General features: G+C 61.5%; 17 protein-coding genes. 3 read left to right on the top strand and 14 right to left on the bottom strand.

Translation table 11 applies throughout. The features are described from left to right. Window positions 1-98 precede the first annotated feature (98 nt). Window positions 99-734, top strand: a complete 636-nt coding sequence (locus tag ROSERS_RS14175) for a hypothetical protein (protein WP_011957470.1) — start codon at window positions 99-101, stop codon at window positions 732-734. Window positions 735-736: 2 nt separating this feature from the next. Here the strand turns inward: ROSERS_RS14175 and ppc are convergent, their stop codons facing one another. From ppc to ROSERS_RS26850, 9 genes are all read right to left on the bottom strand, one after another. Next, window positions 737-3,595: a phosphoenolpyruvate carboxylase gene (gene ppc, locus ROSERS_RS14170; protein ID WP_011957469.1), complete on the bottom strand. Its 2,859-nt coding sequence runs from the start codon at window positions 3,593-3,595 to the stop codon at window positions 737-739. Between the two features lie 60 nt (window positions 3,596-3,655). After that, window positions 3,656-4,462 (bottom strand): HAD-IIA family hydrolase, encoded by an 807-nt coding sequence (locus ROSERS_RS14165; protein ID WP_011957468.1) that lies wholly within the window; start codon window positions 4,460-4,462, stop codon window positions 3,656-3,658. A 24-nt stretch (window positions 4,463-4,486) separates the two neighbouring features. Further along, entirely contained in the window at window positions 4,487-5,710 is a 1,224-nt protein-coding gene (locus ROSERS_RS14160; protein WP_011957467.1) for an MFS transporter, read from the bottom strand. Continuing rightward, window positions 5,707-6,870 carry an amidohydrolase family protein gene (locus ROSERS_RS14155; RefSeq protein ID WP_011957466.1) on the bottom strand — a complete coding sequence of 388 codons (1,164 nt, stop codon included), beginning with the start codon at window positions 6,868-6,870 and terminating at the stop codon, window positions 5,707-5,709. Before ROSERS_RS14155 ends, ROSERS_RS14160 begins: the two co-directional genes overlap by 4 nt. A gap of 2 nt (window positions 6,871-6,872) precedes the next feature. After that, complete coding sequence (locus ROSERS_RS14150; RefSeq protein ID WP_157041090.1) at window positions 6,873-8,696, bottom strand: tetratricopeptide repeat protein; 1,824 nt, start codon at window positions 8,694-8,696, stop codon at window positions 6,873-6,875. 1,261 nt (window positions 8,697-9,957) lie between these two features. Next, window positions 9,958-11,538 carry a flippase gene (locus ROSERS_RS14145; protein ID WP_011957464.1) on the bottom strand — a complete coding sequence of 527 codons (1,581 nt, stop codon included), beginning with the start codon at window positions 11,536-11,538 and terminating at the stop codon, window positions 9,958-9,960. Between the two features lie 42 nt (window positions 11,539-11,580). Further along, window positions 11,581-11,991 carry a hypothetical protein gene (locus tag ROSERS_RS14140; RefSeq protein WP_011957463.1) on the bottom strand — a complete coding sequence of 137 codons (411 nt, stop codon included), beginning with the start codon at window positions 11,989-11,991 and terminating at the stop codon, window positions 11,581-11,583. A 450-nt stretch (window positions 11,992-12,441) separates the two neighbouring features. After that, on the bottom strand, window positions 12,442-13,329 hold the full coding sequence (locus ROSERS_RS14135) for a retropepsin-like aspartic protease (protein ID WP_011957462.1): 888 nt from the start codon (window positions 13,327-13,329) through the stop codon (window positions 12,442-12,444). An 88-nt stretch (window positions 13,330-13,417) separates the two neighbouring features. Further along, entirely contained in the window at window positions 13,418-13,807 is a 390-nt protein-coding gene (locus ROSERS_RS26850; protein ID WP_232282613.1) for a hypothetical protein, read from the bottom strand. Window positions 13,808-13,884: 77 nt separating this feature from the next. Between ROSERS_RS26850 and ROSERS_RS14125 the strand changes: the two genes are divergently transcribed. Together ROSERS_RS14125 and ROSERS_RS14120 are read left to right on the top strand one after the other, a co-directional pair. Next, window positions 13,885-14,397 (top strand): SRPBCC family protein, encoded by a 513-nt coding sequence (locus tag ROSERS_RS14125; protein ID WP_157041088.1) that lies wholly within the window; start codon window positions 13,885-13,887, stop codon window positions 14,395-14,397. 9 nt (window positions 14,398-14,406) lie between these two features. Continuing rightward, the gene (locus ROSERS_RS14120) at window positions 14,407-15,264 is read left to right on the top strand and encodes a DUF92 domain-containing protein (RefSeq protein WP_011957459.1); all 858 of its coding nucleotides are present in this window, start codon (window positions 14,407-14,409) and stop codon (window positions 15,262-15,264) included. 3 nt (window positions 15,265-15,267) lie between these two features. Here ROSERS_RS14120 and ROSERS_RS14115 read toward each other — a convergent pair whose 3' ends face one another. Genes ROSERS_RS14115 through ROSERS_RS14095 form a run of 5 tightly spaced genes read right to left on the bottom strand, consistent with a single transcriptional unit; the run spans window position 15,268 to window position 19,707 of the window. Further along, entirely contained in the window at window positions 15,268-16,314 is a 1,047-nt protein-coding gene (locus tag ROSERS_RS14115; protein ID WP_011957458.1) for an agmatine deiminase family protein, read from the bottom strand. Window positions 16,315-16,323: 9 nt separating this feature from the next. Then, window positions 16,324-17,208, bottom strand: a complete 885-nt coding sequence (locus ROSERS_RS14110; protein ID WP_011957457.1) for a carbon-nitrogen hydrolase — start codon at window positions 17,206-17,208, stop codon at window positions 16,324-16,326. Between the two features lie 27 nt (window positions 17,209-17,235). Further along, the gene (locus ROSERS_RS14105; RefSeq protein ID WP_011957456.1) at window positions 17,236-17,850 is read right to left on the bottom strand and encodes a Uma2 family endonuclease; all 615 of its coding nucleotides are present in this window, start codon (window positions 17,848-17,850) and stop codon (window positions 17,236-17,238) included. Between the two features lie 3 nt (window positions 17,851-17,853). Continuing rightward, window positions 17,854-19,080, bottom strand: a complete 1,227-nt coding sequence (locus ROSERS_RS14100; RefSeq protein ID WP_011957455.1) for a PrsW family intramembrane metalloprotease — start codon at window positions 19,078-19,080, stop codon at window positions 17,854-17,856. Window positions 19,081-19,089: 9 nt separating this feature from the next. Beyond that, window positions 19,090-19,707 (bottom strand): MBL fold metallo-hydrolase, encoded by a 618-nt coding sequence (locus ROSERS_RS14095; RefSeq protein ID WP_011957454.1) that lies wholly within the window; start codon window positions 19,705-19,707, stop codon window positions 19,090-19,092. Window positions 19,708-19,833: the final 126 nt, after the last annotated feature.

Genomic DNA, 19,833 nt, shown 5'->3' with positions numbered 1-19,833 from the left:
TGGCTCCCCGGAAACGCGGCGTTTTCCATCAATCGCTCACTGCGCTGCTGTGGTGAAATGGCCTCCTGGACGTGTATTATCGTAAAGGACGAATGGATATGCCTGACAATGGAATGACCGAACTGGACCTTCTGGTTGGGTCGATGTTTACCGCTCTGCCCGACGAGGACCGTGAGCGCTACGAAGCGGAGCGGGCATGGTTGATCGATGTGCAGCGTCTGCTGGCAGAAGAAGGTGTCGAGGTGGATCTGCTGGCCAACCCAGGCGCCGAGATCTGGGAAGGGGGCATCGAGCGCTATCACGATCTTTTTCTGCTGCGTCTCATCGCTGCATACCTGGAGCAGGGGCGGGATATTCAACCCCTGCTGGCGCCCGATTTCGAGTTCGATGAAGAACCAGACCCATTGCTGGCAGCCATCTGGGAGGACGAGCAATCAACACGTTTTCCGCACCTGATCAAGCATCAGGGCGAGGGCGGGTACTATTTGCCGGTCGATTTCCCCGAGCCGATCTGGATCGAGGAGGAACCGGAAGGTGATGAAGACGAGCCGATCGAAGAGACCGTCGTCAGTTTCGGCTCGTCACCGGCGCTTCAGCGCGAACTGACGGATCTGGAGGCGATGATCGATCAGGCTGGCATCAAACCCGGGCACCCGGTTCGGCGTTGTCTGAGCGTCCTGCGCGAAGCTGCCGATGTCAGTGTCGCAAATGGCTTGCCGATCATTGTGTGGTAGCCTTACCCGGTATTCATCAGCCCTGCCGCCAGCCCGCTGATGCTGAGCAGGATGGCATCCTCGATGGCGGCATGCTGCGGTCCGTCGGGTGCGGCACGCAACCGGCGCAACAGTTCGATCTGCAGGTAACTCATCGGATCGATATACGGGTTGCGACGCTGGATCGAGTGTTGCAGCACCGGGCTATTGTCGAGCAGGCGTTCGATCCGGGCGATCTGGCGGATCATCCGGTCGGTGCGTCCATACTCGTCGCGGATGGCGGCGAAAATGGACGCCGCCGCTTCTCGATCCGGCGCAAGTTCGGCGTAACGTGCAGCAATATGGAGGTCGGCTTTGCCCAGAATCATCTGGGCATTGTCGATCATGACCCGGAAAAAAGACCACCTGGCGTACATCTCCTGCAGCAGCGCGAGACGGTCGATGGCTGACCCCACGTGGTCGGTCGTTCCGTCGCCGGTCACGTTCCCGCTGTCGCCGCTCATGTCCAGATCGATGCCATCCCCTTTGTACACGAACGTTTCGAGTGCAAACCCCATACCGTACCAGCCCGGAAGGGTGTGGCGACTCTGCATCCAGCTGAATACCCACGGAATGGCGCGCAGGTCTTCGATGCGCCCGGTATTGCGGCGGCTTGCCGGGCGACTGCCAATGTTGAGGCGGCTGATTTCGGTGATCGGGGTAACGTTGTGGAAGTATGGAACGAAATCGTTCCGTTCATACACAAGCGCGCGATAGTGGCGCTGCGACAGGTCTGCCAGACGTTCGAGCGCCTGCATCCACTCCGCCGGAGGGTCGTCACGCTGCAGCAGACCAGCGCGCAGAACGGCATTCATCACCTGTTCGATATGACGGTGCGCCAGCAGGGGCAATCCGTACCGGTCGGCGATGACTTCGCCCTGCTCGGTGATTTTGATCTGGTTGCCAATGCTGCCGGGCGGTTGCGCCAGGATGGCGTGGTTCGCCGGTCCGCCGCCGCGCCCAATGGCGCCGCCACGCCCGTGGAACAGGCGCATGTGGATGCCGTACCGTCGCCCAAAATCACGCAGTTTGCGCTGCGCCTGGTAAAGCGCCCAGTTGGCGGCGACATAGCCTACGTCCTTGTTGCTGTCGGAGTAGCCGATCATCACTTCTTGCAGGTTGCCGCGCAGCGCCAGATGATCGCGGTAGACCGGCAAACTCAGACATGCTTCAAGTATCGTGTCGCAACACGTGAGGTCGGCGCCGGTCTCGAAGAGTGGCGCGATGTTCAATCGGCTGAAACGGAAGGGGCGGAACAATCCCGCCTCTTTTGCCAGCAGGAGTGGCGCCAGCAGATCGCTCGCACCGCGCGTCATGCTCACGATGTACGTCTCGATGGCTTCCGGGCTGAGGCGGTTGAGGATCGCTGCGATGGTGCGGAATGTTTGAATGACTTCGACCGTGTCGGGTGAGTAGTCGAGATGAGCGGGAATGAGTGGACGCGGGTTTCCGATCTCGCGTGACAGGAGATCGATCCGTTCAGTCTCGTTGAGTGCTGTGTAGTCGGCGCATACGCCTGCGGATGCCAGCACCTCGGCGAGCGCAGCGGTATGCCGCTCACTATGCTGGCGAATATCGAGGGTGGCTGTGTGCAGACCGAAGACTTCAACCTGGCGGATGAGGTCGCGCAGTGCGCCATCGGCGACCACTGCGGCATTATTGGCGCGCAGACTCTGTTCCATCACCCGCAGATCGGCGAGCAGATCGTCGCTTCTGAGATATGCGCCGTTCGGCGGCGGATCTGATCGTCCCCAATCGAGCGAAGCGGTATTGGCGTCATTGAGGGTGCGCAGCAGTTTTTCGCGGATGTAGGTGCATTTCTGACGGTAGAGTTCGTAGGGATTGCGTTGCGTGAGCATATCGGCGACATCGGGGAAGAGGGCGGCATCGTTCGCCAGCGATGCGCGCAGTTCCTCGCTGACAGGCGCCTGTCGCGTCGATTGACCAAGACGATGGCTGAGTTCTTCGATGGTGGTTATGTGGCGCTGCACGGCGGCGGCGCGCAGCAGGCGAACCGTCTGAAGGGTCACGGCGTGGGTGACGTTCGGATTGCCGTCACGGTCGCCGCCCATCCACGCTCCGTAGCGCAACAGAGGCGGCACACGCCACTCGTGATCCGGGTACGCTGTGCGTAACGCATACTCCAGTTCGCGGTAGAGGCGCGGGATGAGATCGAACAGTCCGCTTTCAAAGTAGAACAGGCCGTTCTTGACTTCGTCGATCACGGTTGGCTTCACGACCCGCACCTCATCGGTCTGCCACAATGAGACGATCTCTTCACGAATGCGCAGCGTGTTCTCTTCAAGTTCAAACCCTTGTAAACCGCCTGATCGCCGGTCGAGCAGGGTTGCCAGGCGACGAACCTTTTCCAGTGCGGTGCGGCGGCGCGCCTCGGTCGGGTGGGCGGTGAATACCGGCTGAATACGCGCGGTTTCGAGCCACTCCTGCACCGTGACTGCGGACACGTTGTGGGCGTGGATCTCCGCAATTGCGGCAGCAATCGACTCGGTGCGTGGCGCCGTCGGGCTTGCTTGCTCGCGGTCGCGCAGAATCCAGACGCGCTGCATCTGTTCGGCAAGGTTCACGAGGAGAAAGTAGGCGTTGAACGCCTTGATGACTGTCTGAACATCGGTGACGGTCATCTGCGACGCCAGTGCGCGGAGAGATGCGTCGGCGCGATCAGGTTCGCCGTTGCGCAGTTCTTTCCCCAGCGTCCGCAACTGTTCGACCAATCGAAACGCCTCTTCGCCTGCCTGGTTGCGAATGACTTCGCCGAGCAGGTTTCCCAGAAAACGGATCGTTGCTGAAAGACGCTCGTTTTCACGACGGGTCACGTGTGACATAGTCTATCCATTGGGCTATGCTGCGGGGTGGTGATGGCGCCTGGAATTAAAGCGGCGGGGTCATGCCTGCAACTCATTATACTCTGTTTGCCGTATCAGTTCGCCAACCGACTCGATGACATAATCTGGTTGAACAGGCGAATTGATCAGCGCACAGCGATCAGTTGCGCCGGTGAGGGTCAGCGCCGTTGCCATCCCGGCGGTGCGCCCCATTACAATATCGGTTTCGAGTCGGTCGCCAACCATGAGGCACCGTTCAGGCGGCAGTTGCAGGATATCGGCAACGGTTCGCGCCATGATCGGCGATGGTTTGCCGACCACCACTTCGACCGGATGTGAGGTGCACGCTTCAATGGCGGCAATGATTGCTGCAGCGTCAGGTTCGCCGCCGGTTGGCGTCGGACAGTAGCGGTCGGGATTCGTGGCGACGAAGCGCGCTCCGGCGCGAATGGCATCGAATGCGATCTGCAACTTGCGATAGGTGAAGGTGCGGTCGAATGATGCAATGACGAATTGAACACCGCCAGCATCTGTCGCCAGGTCGAAACCGGCGGCAGCCAGTTCGTCGCAGAGCGGTTGCTCTCCAATAACGAAAATCCGGCTCCCTGGCGCTTCTGCGCGTAACCAGCGCACCATCACATACGATGAGTTGATCACCTCGTCCGGCGTTGTCGGAATGCCGAGCGCGGTCAATTTTGCCGCGTATTGGGCGCGCGTGCGGGTCGGATTGTTAGAGAGGAACAGAACCTTCGATCCGCCAGTGCGCAGACGGGCGATGGTTTCGGCGGCGCCGGGCAGGAGCGCGTCACCCAGGTAAATCGTTCCATCAAGATCGAAGACGTATGCGCTGTAGCGTGGGAGTGGCATCGTGCTGTGTTTCACCGTTTACCCTCAACCTTCCGCCTTCAACCCCTGCTGCACCGGAGCTGGCGTCAGGTACCAGATGAAGACGGCGATGTTAATCGCCAGGGCTGCACCAAAGGCGGCGATGTAGGCTTCCACAGGATAGCGTCCTGCCTCATCCGGCGTGAATGCGCCGATAATGACGCCCATCCCCCACTGGATCGCCGTGGCGCCGGTGAAGCCGAACAGGTTGACGGCCGTCACGGCGCGCCCGACCATGGATGGTGGAAACAGGATGCGTACTTCGGTGAGCATCAACAGGTTGAATGCTCCGGTGAACCCGAACATGAAGAACGCGACCGCAAGCGCAGGCGGCGGCAGTGGTATGGGTAACAGCAGAGGTGTTTGCGATGCGAGAAAGAGCGCCATGCCCCCCTGCACTGTGCGTCGCACGCCAAAGGTGTCAGCCAGCGCGCCGCAACTCGCATACCCGGTCGCCACACCGGCGCTGATGAGCAACAGGAGGTTGCCAGTTTCGATCTGCGGCAGGCGCAACACATCGAAGAGGTAGGGTCCCGCCCATAGGGTCTGGACTGCGAGCACCGTGCCGAGCCAGACAAAGTTGAGCAGTGCAATGCGCCAGAACTGGCTGTTTCGGAAAATCCGGCCAAATCCATCATCGGCGACATCGGACGTTGCGCGCCAGACCACGCCTGGCGGTGCATTTTGGGCGCCGAGGGCGATGCCTGCTGCACTCAGCAGAACGACGCCAGCGCCACCGAGAAACACAGCCCGCCAGCCAAACTGCTGGTTCAGCCACGCGAGCGGCGTTGCCGCCACCAGTGCACCCAGCGCCCCAATGCCAACCATCAGGCTGGTGAATGTCGCCACCCGGTTTGGTGGGAACCAGACGCCAAACGCCTTGACAGCGCCCATCAGGTTGCCTGCCATGCCGATACCGATCAGGGTGCGCCCGACCGCCACCTGTGGCAGCGCCGTTGCAGTGGCGAATAACAGGCATCCAACGACGGTCATCAGCATCAGGGAGGGCACAGCGATGCGCGGACCGATGCGATCCAGAGCAACGCCAAGGGGCAGTTGAACCGCAGCAAATCCGGCGTAGAACAGACTGGTCATCATTCCCAGGTCAGCGGCGCTCAGTCCCAGGTCACGCATGAGGTCGCCAGCAATGACCGCATTGGCGGCGCGGAAGAAGTTCGAAAGGAAGTAGCCGATGCCAAAGAGGATAAAGACCGCAAGTGCGCGATTCATGGCGTCTCGTTCTCAGAGCGGATGGCAGTATCGAGGTCGTTGATCAACCGCGCCAGTCCTTCTGGTCCGACACCGCGCGCTGCCGCTGCCTGATTCAGCGGCTCCCAGAACGGAACCTCCACCGTTTCCCACGGGATGCCGTATGCGTCGAGGACGGCGCGGGTTGCGGGCCAGGCTGCGGCGATAGCGGCGACCGGCGTGGTTGCTGTGACGGGAAGGTGCGGCAGGGTTGGGGTTTTCTGGTGTGGTGCGGGGTTTTCCGGTGATCCGCCGGCAGGCGGCATCAATCCCAGCAGGCGGGCGGCATTGCGCCCAAGAAGATCATCCCGGATGTCAGGGGCGATGTCCAGTGCCATGATTTCGTTGAGAAAGGCGGACATATCGGGTTCACGCGATCGGCGCGGATAGAGCGGCAACGGATAATCACTGCCAAACAGGATTTTATGGGGCGACAGGCATCGCAGCGCCACCGCCACAACATCGGCAGTCGGATAGAGAAGCGGCGATGCTGCCGTATCGTACCAGACATTGCGCAGTGCGCGGCGCACCGACGGTATCAGTTCGTAGAAGAACAGCCCGCCGCCCCAGTGCGCCAGAATGAGTTTGAGTTCCGGATAGCGTACCGCCAGGTCGTAGTACTGCACCAGGGGCGTGACGGCTTTGCCGGGGTAGTAGCGTCCAACCGGTTCGTTCACGTGGAGCAGGATCGGCAGATTGAGGTCGATACAACGTTCCGCCAGGCGCAGGAACGCTGGTGAGTCGAGCCGGAAGCCCTGCGCGTATGGGTTGAGTTCGCCAATGCCGACTGCGCCTGCCGCAGCGCAGCGTTGCACTTCATCAAGCGCGCGTTCATCGGTGGGCTGTACGGTTGCAAAGACCAGCAACCGTTCAGGGTATCGGCGTTGCAGCGCCAGCGCGCGGTCGTTGGCGGCAACGCACGACTCATGCTGACGGTAGTATTCGCCCTGGATCACGGCACGATCAATGCCAGCGTGATCCATATCGACGAGCATGCGATCGGCGTCAGGAGCAACAGGGGGGCGCCCCGTTGTCGGGTCGGGCGCCAGCAACAGCGCCCAGTAGGGTTCACGTCCTGCGTGCGTTGCCAGGTACGCGATCAATTCAGGCGGTTGAAAATGGATGTGGACGTCGATGCGCACGGCTACCTTAATGCAGCAAGCAACTTCTCCACTTCCGCAAGGTCTTCGGTGCGCCCCTGTATGCGGTACAACTCGGCGGCACGCTGATAATCCGCCCGTGCCCTGGCGACATCGCGCAGCGCCTGGTGCGCTCTGCCCCGTTCTCGATAGGCATCGGCGTTGTCGGGGTCGCGCGCAATGACGACATCGAGATCGGCGATGGCGGTGCGATAATCTCTGAGGGCAACCGCCGCTCTGGCGCGGCAGAGGTAGGCGTCGATCTCGGTGGCGTCGATTTCGATAGCGCGCGAACAATCGCTGAGCGCGCCGCGTGCATCGCGCTGTTCCAACCGCAACAGTCCGCGACCGACGAACGCCAGGCGATACTCTGGTGCGATGGTCAGTGCACGGTCGAAATCGGCGCGCGCGCGGTCGAGTTTGCCGGTCGCCTGGAACAGCAGCGCCCGGTGGTAGTAGGTAAAACTGACATCCGGGTTCAGTTGCAGCGACTGATCAAAATCTGCCAGCGCCTCGTCGTACTGTCGATTGTCGCGGTAGGCAACGCCACGCCGCATCAGAATGACATCATTGTTGGGGTCACGCTCCAGCGCCTCGGTAAAGTCGCGAATAGCTGCATCGTACTGGTTCAGACGGTAGAACGCGCGGGCACGCTGATGGTACGCTTCGACATTGTCCGGATCGAGAGCAAGCGCTTTGGTGAAGTCATCGATGGCGCTCTGAAAGAGCGACAGGTTGAAGTTGACCTGAGCGCGTCCGAAGTATGCCTCGAAGGAGGATGGATCGGCGCGAATCGCCTCGGTGTAACGTTCAGCCGCCTGCCCAAGGCTGCCGATCGCAGCGAGTTCGCTGGCTTCGCGGATCAGTTCGCGGACGTCCGCTGGCGTTGGGGTTGGAAGGGGCGTTGCTGTTGGAATGCTCGTCGGTGTGGGAACCGGTGTGGGTGAGGCTGGTTCGGGTTCCGCAGTTGGTGCGGACGCTTCTTCAGGTGATCGCAACAGCGCGAGCAGTTCGGGATACAGATACACACTGCCGACAATCAGGAGCGCAACCACCACCAATACACCCAAAAGGGCGATGATAAGTGTGCGCGAGCGTTTCTTCGGCTGAACGGTCGTTGTGTCTGTCGGTGTTGCGCTGGTCTCAATCTTGCCGGGTACGCCGGGACGACGCAGCAGCGAGCTGCGTTTTGCGCCTGAACCGGGACGCAGCGATGCCAGCGGATCGACGGGTGACGCCGCAGGGGGCGACTCTGGCAGGCGTTGCCGTGGTTCTGCTGGCTTCGGCGTTGCAGGGGGAGCGCTGCCAGGAAGGGGGTGCGTGCTGGCAGCGCGTCTGGCGCTTTCTGCCGACTCTTGCGTTCCGGTTGCAGCGCTGCCGGTTGCCTGAGCAGATGGTCGCGGCGCGGGGGGAGGCGACGAAGCAACGGATGCAGCTGGCGAGGGCGCACTGGTTGGTCGGTCGCGTTTCGCCGTAACATCTGGCGCGAGCGGGTCGAAGACGGGTTGTGAGCGCGGAGGCGTGACCGGTTTCGGTGCACCTGCAGACGGCGCTGCCGGTGGAGCGGCGGACGTAAGGCTTGCCAATCCGCGTTTTGCCACTTCGTTCTGCGGATTAATGGCAAGCACGCGCTCCAGGCAATAGCGGCGCTGGGCGGCATCCGGCAGTGCACCGGAAAGCCATAACCATCCACGTTCGTTCTGTGGGTCGAGTTGCACTGCCTGGCTGAGCAACTGGCGGGCGCGCGTCTGGTCGCCAGCGCGGATCGCCGCAATTCCTTCGTCGATCAACTGCGCGGCGCGTTGGCGGGGGTTCGCAGGTTCACTCATGGTCGTTCGGACAACAGCGGGCATGCTTCAGCCCAGGATCGGATCGCAGTATAGCACGATCCCGGCAGTGAAACAATAGGACAGGTTGTGTAACTGTTCACACCTGGGGGAACACACGCGCTTCGGGATGAGGGCGTCCCGCCCTCTGATGGGTTGCACCGCTGTGTGCAGGCGCGACGCCTGCGCACCCGGCATGCGGGCACGACGCCTGCGCACCCGGCATGCGGGCTGGAAGCCCGCGCACCCAGGCGGTGCAGGGGTGATGGGGTGTATTGCTGTATGCGGGCGCAATGCCTGTACACCCGGCATGCGGGCTGGAAGCCCGCGCACCCAGGCGGTGCAGGGGTGATGGAGTGTATCGCCGTATACGGGCGCAATGCCTGTGCACCCGGCATGCGGGCTGGAAGCCCGCGCACCCAGGCGGTGCAGGGGTGATGGGGTGTATCGCCGTATACGGGCGCAATGCCTGTACACCCGGCATGCGGGCGCGACGCCCGCGCACCCAGGCGGTGCAGGGGTGATGGGGTGTATCGCCGTATACGGGCGCGACGCCCGCGCACCCAGGCGGTGCAGAGGTGATGGAGTGTACGCCGTATGCGGGCGCAATGCCTGTGCACCCGGCATGCGGGCGCAATGCCTGTACACCCGGCATGCGGGCTGGAAGCCCGCGCACCCAGGCGGTGCAGGGGTGATGGAGTGTATCGCTGCATGCGGGCGCGACGCCCGCGCACCCAGGCGGTGCAGGGGTGATGGGGTGTATCGCTGTATGCGGGCGCAATGCCTGTGCACCCGCACCCGGCATGCGGGCGCGACGCCCGCGCACCCAGGCGGTGCAGGGGTGATGGGGTGTATCGCTGTATGCGGGCGCAATGCCTGTGCACCCGGCATGCGGGCGAGACGCCCGCGCTCCCAGGCGGTGATGTTCTCTGGGGCGATAGGTTCAGATTGTGGTAGAAGCGGTGCGACGCTCGTGTTCTCAGGGGGGGTTGAGATTGTGTGATCCGGCACACTACATCCGGCGGCATGCCGGACGCCCTGTGATGTCACAACGAACATTTCGGGCATTCTTCGTCGGCGTATGGTCCGTGATCGGGGCAATCGCCACCCGGTGCATCGTCTGGCAGATCGTCGTAGTCCATGGCGCTGAGTCCTCCCTTTGACTAATCACATGTGGGAGTACCATACGCGCCGGGGAGGATTACGACCAAGATCAGGACATGACCGGAAGATTATCAGGACATGACAGGAAGATTAATGGTGGTTAACTGGAAGATGTCACGCTTCTTCCCATCATTCGTCGCATAAGCGCCCGCTCTTCAGGTCCAAACGCACCAAGCGCCCAGAGCGCCGCGAAGTAGACCGGCATCCCGACTACGATCGCCGCTACTGGCGAAAAGGGGAGCGTCACCCACATTGATGCCCCCATGACGCAAGAGGCAACTGCCGGGCGCCAGGCAAGGCGCAGCAGTGGCAGTGCAACGCCTTCGCGTCGCAATGTGCGCAAAAACGGCAACAACAGGACTGCCTCGGTTGCCACTGTGACCGTCGCAGCCGCCAGGTAGCCATACACGGGGATAAGCGCCAGGTTCATGCCCAGATTGAACAGCGCGCCGGTCGCAAATGCAACCGTGATCGATTGCTGGCGTCGGAGGGCGATCAGGACGTACTGAGTTACGCCGTTGGCATACGAAAGCGGCAGGTACCAGATGAGGATCGCCAGCGCCAGCGCCGCCCCCGGCAGGAACGCCTGCCCGCCGATAATGGTGATAATCGTTGGCGCCAGCAGCGTTCCGCCGACTGCGCCGGGCCAGGCGAGGAGTTGCAGGAAACTGAGCGCGCGGTGATACATTCGTTCGAGTGCAGCGCGATCCATCACCGCATACCGCGCCAGCAGCGGAAACAGTGCTGCCACGAAGTATGGCGGAATGATCTGGGTCATATTGATGACTTTATAGGCTGCATCGTATAAACCGAGCGCTTCGGCGCCAGCCTGCGCCCGGAGCAGCACGACATCGAAACGAAAAAAAACCGCCAGCAGCAGGCTGTTCAACAGTAGTGGAAACCCCTCGCGCAGCAGTTCGCGTCCGGTGGGCCAGTCCCACACCAGCGACGTGCGAAACAGCATGCGCCGTTGCAGGACGAAGAACACCGCAGCATTCAGGGTTGTCGTTCCCAGCGCCACTGCTGCCAGCGCCACCACCCGCGCGGGGATGTCGGGCGCGATGATCAACGCTCCGACGCCGACGAGCGTCTTCACCACGTTCGTCAACAGCAGAACCAGCGCCGTCACTTCCATTCGCTGATATGCCTGAAATGACGCCGAACACGCTGCGGCGAGCGCTGCCGGGTAGAGGTGGATCATCAGCAGCGCCAGTGCGAGCATTTCAGCACTGCTTAACGGGCGTTCGATCAGCGAGTATCCGATCACCAGGATCGCAGCAACCGGCATCAGCAGCGTGGCGATGCCAAGGCGGAGGAGGAGCGTGATGCTGAACAGACGCGGCGCGCGTGCAAGATCAGGGGCTGCCTCGCGCACCGCCAGGTCGTTCAACCCCCAGTTGGTGATGGTCAAAAAATAGAGACCGGCTATCAGGGCGACGAACGCATACGCGCCATTCCCTTCCGGTCCCAGAAAGCGGAGTGCGACGACCGCAAAGCCAAAGTCGACGACCTTGTTGATCAGATTTGCGGCGATGGGCAGCAGGCTGTTTTTAGCAACCGTGCGCGCGGGGTCGGTGTGATCATCCCGGTAGAATCGACGCCATAGCCAGGCTGCAATCAGCAGCAGAGGGATCAGGGCGGCGACGACGACCAAAAAAATCCGTGCATTTGCACTCAGCATGCGGCATATGATACCACACCCGTGCGCCTGCCCCCGATAGCATTATCGCCGCACAACGGCAACCGCCAGAAAGGTTGCGCCAGCAGCGGCATCCTCGGTATGGGCGATTGCGAGGAGTTGATCACCGTTGCGCCACCCGGCGTAACTGATCGTATCTCCTTCGACCAGCAAGCGGGCGTCGGCGCGCCACCCGTTGGGTTCGAGGCGTCCGGCGTAGAACTGTTTGACCTGATCCCAGGCGATGCTGCCCGGCGCCCGGAAGAGCCGGATTGCGGAAGCGTTGCGCTCGCCGACGATTTCGGTTGTGAAGCCGCTCATCATCGCATCTGCCAGCGGCGACTCGCCGCGCGCGGCAGGTGTGGCATCAGGATAGACAGGCGGTTCCGCCAGTGGCGCGCTGCCGCACGCAGCCAACACAAGCGCCAGGAACACGAGAAGTAATCGAGCGTTCATGATCGATCCCGGAATGTATGGTTATCATTCGTGTGAACTATACGCAGGCGGGTGGAAGGAGGATGTTGGCTGTGTTGGACGAGTGCAATACAGCTCTCGCCCGCGCAGGCGGGCTTCGCCTTGCCTGGCCGAGGGCTTATGGTCTTTGAATAAATAATCCGCCATAGCCCGCGCAGGCGGGCTTCGCCTTGCCTGGCCGAGGGCTTATGGTCTTTGAATAAATAATCCGGTATAGCCCGCGCAGGCGGGCTTTGCCCTGGTTAGCCGAGGGCTTCAGCCCCACGGCTAGCGCAGTATAGCGGATTTAATTTTCAATCTCCATTAGCCCGACGGCACGCGGCGCATACCGGATGTATTTCTCAATCTCCATTATTTCGGTCGCCGCGTGGGACGCGGGGAATGACCGGCAAAGGCGCATAGCGGCGGATGCTCTTCGATGAGGATACTTCCTCAGGTTAACTCGACGGGTTCGAGAGCCGCCTGTTCCCTCCCATAATCGATGATAACAGTGGCAAAACGGGAGAGGAGTTGCATCCCGATCGTTGCGCGCGAGCGTCGCCCCAGATCGCCAGCCCACGTCAGCGGCGCATCGATATCGACATCCTTCAGCGTAAACGGTCCCAACCGCACCTGATCGAAACGACGACGCACGACTTCTCCGCCGCCGCCAAATCCTTCTCCGTGCACAATCCGCACATCAGTCCCATCCCGATGCAACCCCAGACGCATCGCCAGGTCTGGTCCGACGGTGATAGCAGTGTTCGAGCCGGTGTCGATCACCGCCGTGGGAAGCGTCACACCGTCGATGACCAGATCGCCGATTGCCGGGAAGTGTTCGAAGAATGAGACAGGAATGATGGCGCCTGAATCGCCAACCGGCGGAAACCCCAGGTCGGGATGCGCCAGTGTCAGCGTGCGCGCCCGGACATCGATCCGCAGGGTCAGGTGGCGGAGCACGCTGTAGCCGATCACCACGTCGACCGCAAAGGGGAGGCTGCTGAGGTCGAGAGCCGGAGCGTAGAGATCGCGGATGGTCAGCGCCTGATTGCCAGGGGCGTCCGGGTTGCCCAGGCGCAACCAGGGGAAGATGGTCTCGGTAAAAGCGACGGTATCGCTGGCAGCGCCATGCCCGACGCCGCTGCCGCCGGTGCGCAGCGCCAGACGACGCGCGAGCCGGGCATCAACGGCCGACGGGTCGGTGCCGGTGTCGATCAGGACGCGCAACGGGTGACCGCCGGGACCGGATGCGCGGCAGCACAGAACGCCAAATGGCTCACACAACGCGATTGTGGTGACGCCTTGCGGCGGAAATTCGATCTGGGTGCGATCCTCGACCATACCTGCGGTTCAGAAGAACAGATCGGCTCACCCGCGCGCGACGGATGAGCCGACACAACCCCTTCGGACTCAGACAAGCAAGCGATGCTCAAGCGATAGACTTCTGAAAGCATGCGCGATGATGGTACGTCTTGTTGCGCCGCCGCCCATCCATCACAACCACCATCTCGCGGTCATTCATGATGCGCTCTCCGCAGTTTGCGCAGTTGTGGTTGGTCGGCTTGCCGCTCTTATCGCGCGCCGTAACGTCGGTTTTCGATTTCTTCTCTGCCATGATTCTGGTCTCTCCGTTGCCTGATGCCAGGTTGTGGATTGTTGCTGTTCCTGTGCGTATTATAGCATACCTTGCATCGGTGCGCGCCGTTTCGCGTATTGAACGGACGTCGGCAACCTGCTGCTCGTCATCTTGCCAGGTCTTTGCACGGGTTACATCCATTACTTGCACAGAATCGTAATGTATGGTATGTTGCAGATACACACCCTTTGCAACCTCACTACGTGCAACGCTCGTCGTATTCGTGGCGATGGCGGCAGCCCGCCGCATGGAGGCGCACAATGAGCATGGTTCGACCCGGTGATCTGACATGGAACAAGACGAAAGAAGCAGCGACCAGAGGCAGTCTGGTGGTGACTGTCGAGCGGAGCCGACACATTGCAGCGAGCGCGAGTCGCGTTTTTGCGACGCTTTCCGATCCGCAGACTCTGGCGGGGTTGTTGCCGCGCGTGAAGAGAGTCGAGGTGTTGCAGCGTGGTGAGTCCAGTGCGCGCGTCGCTACCCATATGGCGATGGGTCCGTTCGCTACCATTCGCTCTGAGGGAGATGTGTTCTGGCAGCAGGACCAGGAAGTAGTCTTCACCTCGCGCCATCCGGTCAGTGTCGAGTCGCGCTGGTCGTTTGTGCCGGATGGCAAAGGAACCGATCTGCGGGTGATGTTGACCATCGATCTTGCACCGATGCTTGGACCGTTCGCGGCAATGGTTCCGTCAGATCAGGTCGCTGCAATGATCGGACCGGACCTCGACCAGGCTTTGACTGCGATTGCCCGGCGGATCGAGGGAATGCGCTGATCCTGTGGTATGATGGATGGCGTCTCGATCCTGCCATCTGTCGTTATGGTTGATATTCCTCGTATTGCTGCCGGATTGGTGTTGAGCGCCTTCATTGGGGCTGTGGCATACCGACGCCATTCGCTTGATCGGAGCGGATGGCTGGGCGCCATCATCACCGGGACGGCGACCTTCGGTTTTGGTGGTTGGACCTGGGGAAGCGTACTGATCGTCTTTTTTGTGACGTCCAGTGCGCTTTCTCATTTTCGTCAGGCGCAGAAGCAGCGCATTGCCGGTGAGAAGTTCGAGAAGGGTGGGCGACGCGATCTCTGGCAGGCGCTTGCCAATGGCGGCGCAGGTGCGGCGCTTGCCCTGGTCTATGGGTTGACCGGTGAGCCGGTGATGCTGTTAGCGGCGTATGTCGGTGTGATGGCGACGGTCACTGCCGATACGTGGGCAACCGAAATCGGGGTTCTCAGTCCGCATCCGCCGCGCCTGATCACCTCCGGCAGGATCGTCGCGCCGGGCACATCGGGCGGGGTGACGCTGTACGGGATTGGCGCATCGGCTGGCGGCGCACTCCTGATTGGCGCTACAACCCTGCTGTTCATGGTTGCTGAACGCGGGGTCTGGCTGGTTGCGCTGCTGCCAGCCGCACTCGTCGGCGGGGTTGTCGGAAGCCTGGTCGATAGTCTTTTGGGGGCGACGGTGCAGGCGATGTACCTGTCGCCGACCGGCGAAACCGAAAAGCGCGCCTCCCGCGATGGGGTGCGCTATCCGCTGCTGCGCGGCTGGCGCTGGATGAACAACGATACGGTCAACTTCCTCAGTTCACTGGCGGGCGGCGCCGCTGCTTTCGGCGTGTATGCTCTGACGAGTGGCGGGTAAGCACTATACCGCCGGAACCTGCTGCGTCAGACAGTGCCAGGCGCCAAGTCCCCACACCATGTCGGTGCAATCGATACCCACGATGTCACGGGTTGGAAACAGTTCCGCCAGGATTGCCGCTGCGCGTTCGTCATTCGGATGGTTGAAGGTGGGCAGCAGCACAACGCGATTGGCGATATAGAAATTGGCGTAGGACGCTGGCAGACGCCGTCCTTCATACACAATCGCCGGCGGCATCGGCAGTTCGACGATCCGCAGCGCGCCGCCGCGTAGATCGGTCATCCGCTTCAGACGGCGCAGATTCTCCTGGAGTGCGTCGTAGTTTTCGTCGGTGGGATCGCTTTCAACAACGGTCACAACAGTATCGGGAGCGACGAAGCGCGCCAGATCGTCGATGTGCCCGTCGGTATCGTCACCCACGATGCCATCGCCAAGCCAGAGGATGTTCGAGACACCAAGGTAATCGCACAGGCGCTGCTCGATCTGTTCACGGGTCAGATGCGGGTTACGGTTGGGGTTGAGCAGGCATGCCTCGGTGGTGAGCAGCAACCCTTCACCGTTGACGTCGATCGAGCCGCCCTCCAACACCATGCCGCCGTCGAAACAGGGCACGCCCAGCGCCTCCGCCATGCGCTGCGGTATCTGGTTATCCAGGTCGTACGGCGGATATTTGCCGCCCCATGCGTTGTATTCCCAATTGATTGCAGCCAGGGGATCATCGCCTGCGCGCACGACGAAGATCGCACCGTGATCACGGCACCAGGCATCGTTGGTTGGAACATGGTGGAAGCGAATGTCGCCCTGCGCCCCGGCTGCGTGCAGCAACCGACGCGCCTGTTCTTCCATTGCTTCATCGTTGACATTGATATGCACGGTTTCGGAGCATGCCAGCGCCGCGACCATGCGGGCATAGATCGGCAGGATGATATGCAGTTTGCCGGGCCATGACTCCTCGTTGTGGGGCCAGGAGAGCCAGGTGGCCTGGTGCGGCGCCCATTCTGCGGGCATGCGGTATCCGAGTTGCGTCGGTGTTGGTTGGGGCGTTGTCATACTGCTCTATCACTCTTCATCAATGTAGCGGCGGGTGATCTCGCCATACGCATCGATCCGTCGGTCGCGCAGGAAGGGCCAGTGGGTGCGTTGCTCGTCGATGCGTGCCAGATCGATCGGCACAACCAGGATCTCCGGTTGATCGACGGCCGCCTTTGCCAGAATTGTTCCCCCTGGATCGGAAACGAAACTCTGCCCCCAAAACTCGATGCCGCCATCGGGATCGCCTTCGTGACCGGTGCGATTGACGCTGACGACGTAGCACCCGTTGGCGATACCATGAGAACGCTGGATGATCTCCCAACTCGCATGCTGCGCCGTGCCGTACTTCTCCTTTTCTGCGGGATGCCAGCCGATGGCTGTCGGGTAGAAGAGAATATCGGCGCCGCGCAGTGCGGTGAGACGCGCCGCTTCGGGGTACCACTGATCCCAGCAGATAAGCACACCGACCCGCGCATAGCGCGTGGCGAACACTTTGAACCCCAGATCGCCAGGTGTGAAATAGAACTTCTCATAGTAGAGCGGATCGTCGGGGATGTGCATCTTGCGGTACTTGCCCAGATAGCGCCCATCGGCGTCGAGTACTGCGGCGGTGTTGTGGTACAACCCTTCGGCGCGCTTCTCGAACAGACTGGCAATGATTACAACGCCGAGTTCGCGCGCCAGTGCGCCCAGCGCCTCGGTTGAAGGACCGGGGATTGGTTCCGCCAGTGCGAAATGCCGGTGATCCTCGCTCTGGCAGAAGTAGAGTGACCGAAACAGTTCAGGCAGGCAGACAATCTGCGCGCCACGTTTTGCCGCTTCACGGATACCCTCGACGGCAACAGCGAAGTTCCGCTGCGGGTTGTCGGTCATTCGCATTTGTACGAGACCGAGAGAAACAATACGTGACATTGAATGCTCACTTTCGTGGAATGATGTTCAGGGCAACAGGTCGCGCACCGGGAGACAGGCAACCTCCACGCCATCGAGCACAACCGGGATCGTGCCGTCTTCAGCGACTTCCTGACGCTGTGCATAATCGGCTTCCCCTTCAGCCGCGAAAGGCTGCGCGTACCATTCGATCGTACGCTCGACAAGGTTGATGATCCAGTAGACCGGAATCATTGCGCGGGCATACATCCGCTTCTTCAGTGTTCGGTCACGCTGGAGCGTCGTATCAGCCACCTCCACAACCAGTGCAACATCCTGCGCCTGCGGGTGGCGGTCGTGATACTGACGGCGCTCGCCGCGGACTACCAGGACATCCGGTTCTGGCTCGCTGTCGGCGGTGGTGAATGGTTCCTGCGCATCGACATACCACTGCGCTGGCACAACCCGCGCAAGCGCGTCGCGTGTCAGATGGGTCGCAAGGCTGTGCGGCGGATTCTTGGGCATTTTTGTCACCAGCAACCCTTCGAGAAACTCGACAGGATCATCGTCGGTCAGAATGCCGGTCTGGATCATCCGGTGGTACTGTTCGAGACTCAACCGCCAGACCGGTGCGCCTGGAATGGTCATTGCCAGCGCAAGACGCTGATCGGTATCGATTGCCATAACCTACCTCGTTTGTCTGGAGCGAAGCCACTCATCGCGCAGCGTTGCAATATCCTGGCGCCACGCCGCCACCAGCGAGTCGGTTGCCGGGTTGCCGCCTTCGCGCGCGACGTGCCATTTGCGAAACGCCAGTTCGTTCTGCGCCAGCGCGAGACGCCAGGGTATGCCACGGCTGCCGAGCGCACCAAACATGCGGTCGTTCACAATCGCGGCATACTCCTCAGGGGTAATGCTGATCCCGACTTCGTCCGCCAGATAGGTGCGGATCACATCACGTTCCCAGCGCGAACTGAGCGCCAGCAGCACCAGCAGGGCAATATACAGCACACCCTGCACCACGATATTCATTGCCGCTGCCGCTCCCCATAGCGCAAGCGGCGGGATGCTCTCCAGTCCGCGCTCGACATCATACCCCATAAGCACCACGAAAATGCCGAGCAGGAACACCCCGACCGAATTGTTGAGCGCGTGTCCGAAGGTTGCCGCCAGGTACCCGGCAACCGGTGCACCGAGCCGGGTGCATCCTTCGCGCGACTGACGGGCAAAGCCAACGCCGGCGCCGCAGATTGCGCTCCAGAGCATATGCCCGTTGAATCCCAGAAAGACGAAACGCCCGGCAAACTGCTGAGCGAACGGAGCAACGCCGGTTTCGGCGTACCCCTGCATCACGTACAGCGCATACTCAGCGATGTTGAAGCCGATGCCGACCAGCGCCCCGTAGATGATTCCGTCGCGCACATTATCGAACTCGGCGCGCAGAAACCAGAACAGCACCAGAACGGCAAGCCCCTTGAAGGCTTCCTCGACCGGCGGCGCGATCAGCGCAGCAGCGAGCAATTGCCCGATGAGTTCGCTATCGACGCCGCCGACGATCTCCAGGCTGACAGCGACGAACCCGAAGCCAAGCGCGTTGAAAATGGCGGAAAGACCGGTGCTGATCACCGCCCCCCATACCACGGCGCCGATCGCCAGCCAGAGCGACTCGCGCTCGCGCCGATCCAGCCAGCGCAGCAACGCCAGGAGCGGCAGTGATGCGACCGTACCGATCAATGCAGCGGTCAGGAAGATGCCGATACGCGCAGCTGGCTCCAGGACCCAGAGCGCCAGATGCCCCAGAAACGCAAAGCCAAGGAGCAGCAGCATGCCGCCGACGAACAGACATCCGCCGAAAGGGCGCGCAATTGGCGACCCGACCATGGCACGCGCGACCAGTTTTGCCGAAGCAGGCATAGCAACCTCTTACATATCCCACGTAGCATCACCGAAGAAATCAGCCGGCGCGTGCGCCAGAAAGCGTTCAATCGCCGCGCGGCGGTCTCCCAGGCGGAAGGAAGGACCATGGCCGGGGTAACAGATCGTGGCGTCGCTCCAGGTCAGCGTGATGGTGCGCAGCGTCGTCAGGGTGGTGCGAAAATCCTCCGCCGACCAGGTGCGCCCCGGTCCCCCATCGAACAGCGTATCACCCACAATTGCAATTGGTGCACCGTCGACCAGGTAGGAGATCATGTCTGCGGTATGACCGGGCGTATGCCAGGCGCGGAGCGTCGAAGCGCCCACTGTGATAACCTCTCTATGCGCCAGTGTGCGATCAACTGGCAGCACAACGCCGCTGGCGTGCGGTCCGGCATGGGCGAACACCGGGACACCGAGCCGGTTGCGCATCTCGTCGAGTGCGCCTATATGGTCTGGATGGGTGTGGGTGAGGAGAATGGCAACCGGCGTTGTACCGTCGAGCATTGCTATCAGTTCGTCTGGCTCTGCCCCTGGATCGATCAGGACGCTATGGCGGGTCGTCGGGCAGACCAGCGCATAACTGTTCATGGGCCAGGGACCAACAGATCGCATGCGTAGTTCCATGGGCGCTCATTCGCTCCCCGGTGATTGAGCCTCGCGCTCTCGCAAGCGTTCGATGTGCGTCGTGCACCGGCATACTGCCGTTTGTGAGCTTCTGTTTGCATCTTAGCGCACTGTGATAAGGACTGT

This window comes from Roseiflexus sp. RS-1 (assembly GCF_000016665.1).
Taxonomy (GTDB): Bacteria; Chloroflexota; Chloroflexia; order Chloroflexales; family Roseiflexaceae; genus Roseiflexus.
This window is presented reverse-complemented; position numbering and strand designations above follow the sequence as displayed.